Source organism: Gordonia otitidis NBRC 100426 (genome assembly GCF_000248075.1).
Taxonomy (GTDB): Bacteria; Actinomycetota; Actinomycetes; order Mycobacteriales; family Mycobacteriaceae; genus Gordonia; species Gordonia otitidis.
Genome location: NZ_BAFB01000228.1, coordinates 1 through 2358 on the forward strand (window position 1 = coordinate 1; position 2358 = coordinate 2358).

At 64.0% G+C, this 2358-nt stretch carries 2 protein-coding genes; both read right to left on the reverse strand.

Translation table 11 applies throughout. The features are described from left to right. Nucleotides 1–92 precede the first annotated feature (92 nt). Nucleotides 93–953 (reverse strand): IS21-like element helper ATPase IstB, encoded by an 861-nt coding sequence (gene istB, locus GOOTI_RS21675; protein ID WP_007240749.1) that lies wholly within the window; start codon nt 951–953, stop codon nt 93–95. Further along, on the reverse strand, nt 950–2296 hold the full coding sequence (locus GOOTI_RS21680; RefSeq protein WP_007240750.1) for a Mu transposase domain-containing protein: 1347 nt from the start codon (nt 2294–2296) through the stop codon (nt 950–952). The genes istB and GOOTI_RS21680 overlap by 4 nt, the downstream gene beginning before the upstream one ends. Between the last annotated feature and the right edge of the window lie 62 nt (nt 2297–2358).

Sequence of the window (2358 nt, forward strand, 5' to 3'; positions counted from 1 at the left end):
AGGACCAGCCCCCGATGTTTCCGTGCTGCTGACGAGGCTCAAGAAACTTCCCCGGATGTGCTCACTGAAATTCCCCCACCCGCGGGCGCCTTCTACTGTAGCGATCTTCGGGTGGGTGTGGTGGCGGTGCGCTGGTTGTGCGTGCGGGCGTGGTGGTCACGAAGCCGGTAGGAGTCGCCGTCGAGTTTGAGCACGACTGAGCGGTGCAGCAGTCGGTCGAGCATGGCTGCAGCGACGGTGGTGTCACCGAGTACCTCGCCCCATTCGGCGACGGATCTGTTGGTCGTGATCACGATGCTGGTTTTCAGATAGCCTTGTGCAACAACTTGAAACAGTGCTGATGCGGCTTCGGCTGGCAACGGCAGATAGCCGAGTTCATCGATCACCAGAAGTGTCGGCCCGGCGAAGATTCGCATGCAGGTGGCCCAGCGGCCTTCGATCGCGGCTTTGTGGCAGCGGGCGGCCAGGTCCGCGGCGGTGGTGACGTAGGTGCGGTAACCGGCGTGGACCTCGGCGTTCGCGAGGCCGACCGCGAGGTGGGTCTTGCCGGTGCCGGGTGGCCCGATGAGCAGCACATTGGTTGCCGATTCGAGGTAGGCACACGTCCCGAGTTCCCGGATCAATGCCCGGTCCACACCTGGGGCGGCGTCGTAGTCGAAGCCGTCCAGGGTGGCCGGGGTGGGCAGGCAGGCAAATCGCAACCTGCCGGCCAGTCGGCGGGCCTCGGTGGCGTCGACCTCGATGGAGAGGAGATGTTCGAGTGTGTGGGTCATCGACCACTCCTGCTCACCGGCGGTGTGTAGGACTTGTGGCAGGGCTTCGGCTGCGGCGTCGAGTTTGAGGGCGGCGAGATGGCCGCGGAGTTTCTGATACAGCGAGATCGCCGGTTGTAACTGTGGTGCAACAGCATTCGAATCTCCGTTCGTGGTGGGCATGGTCTTCTTGGAGGTCATGGGAGGTGGGTCCTGTTCTGTGCGGCGCGCTCGTAGACGCTCATGTCGATCACTGTCGTCTCAGCGTGTGCGTTGGTGTTGGTTGTGTTCTGGCGCAGCATGTCTGCCGCTCTGCGGGCATGTTCGCCGGGTGGGATGCGTTCCTTGCGGCGGTGCGGTCGCCCGCCGGCCACCGCCGACGCCATCGCCGCCCGATCGAGCGCGACGACGTGGCCGTGGTCGCGGATCTGGGTACCAGTGCCGGGTGCGGCCAGACGATGCCGCGCGATCACGACCCCCGAGGTGGTGGCGATATCGATGAGGCCATCACCGAGCCATTCGGTCACGCTCACCTCGCCCATCGCCAACTCGTGTGGCACCGAGTACTCGTTGCCACGCCAGGCCACCAGCGCTTGTCGAGAAACGGTCCTGGGCTCGGCCACAACCGCCGGAAACGGTGCGGCTGGTGGCGGGGACAAGGGTTCGCGTTTGGCGATGGTAGCTACGTTGTAGCGGCCATCACGGGTGCGGCGCATCCGCACATCGGAGCGGGTGCGGCAGAACGTGTCGAGACTGACCTGAGCGTCTTCCACCGTGATCTCGTCCGGCACTGTGCGCCACCAACGTTGTGCTGCAATATGATTCGAGGACTCGACCACCCCTTTGCGGTTGCCGCGGCGCGGTGGGCAGATCGCCACCGATACCCCGTAATGCTTTGCCACACCGGCAAACTCAGCAGTTACTGCGCCGCTGGATGGGTGGCAGACCGTGGCCATCCGGTCGAACCGCCACACCTTACTCACCACGCCGAGCCTGCGGGTGATGCGGTCGAGGCCGGCGATCACGTGAGGCCGGGTCATGTTTGGGGCCAGATAGCCGCGCCACCGACCAGAATGGGCGAGCGCACCGACGAACAGATACGCCGTCGAGCCCCATCCCCACGACGCTGGCGGGTTCGGTAACTCCACCCAATCCCATTGCGTTTCTTCACCCGGCGGATGCTCAATGATCGCGTTCGCCCGCTCGGTCACCTGGGCGCAGTCCTCGCACTTCGGTCGCAGACTGCGCTGACGGATCTGGCGTGTGAGCGTCTGATACGACTGGGTGTAGCCGAGATTCTCGAGTTCGTCGCACAACGTGCGCGACCACAGATGTGGATCCTCTCTCAGTCGTGCGGTCACATAGACCAGGAACGGCTCGAACGGATCACTCTCGGGTTTCCTGCGTTCGCCTGGCGTGCGGTCACCGTTGAGATAAGCCCGAATTGTCTTGCGGTCATGGCCGGTGTGACGGGCGATCGCCGAGATCGTCCACCCCCGTTTGTGCAGTGCATGTACTTCCATATCGTTCTCCCGTGTCAACATGAAAGCGGGCCTCCCGAGATAGCTGGTGAGTGGTCAGAGACCATCAGCATCACGGGAGGCCC

Coding starts and splice junctions, on each gene's coding strand:
- istB (WP_007240749.1), bottom strand. CDS start 953: ATGACCTCCAAGAAGACCATGCCCACCACGAACGGAGATTCGAATGCT.
- GOOTI_RS21680 (WP_007240750.1), bottom strand. CDS start 2,296: ATGTTGACACGGGAGAACGATATGGAAGTACATGCACTGCACAAACGG.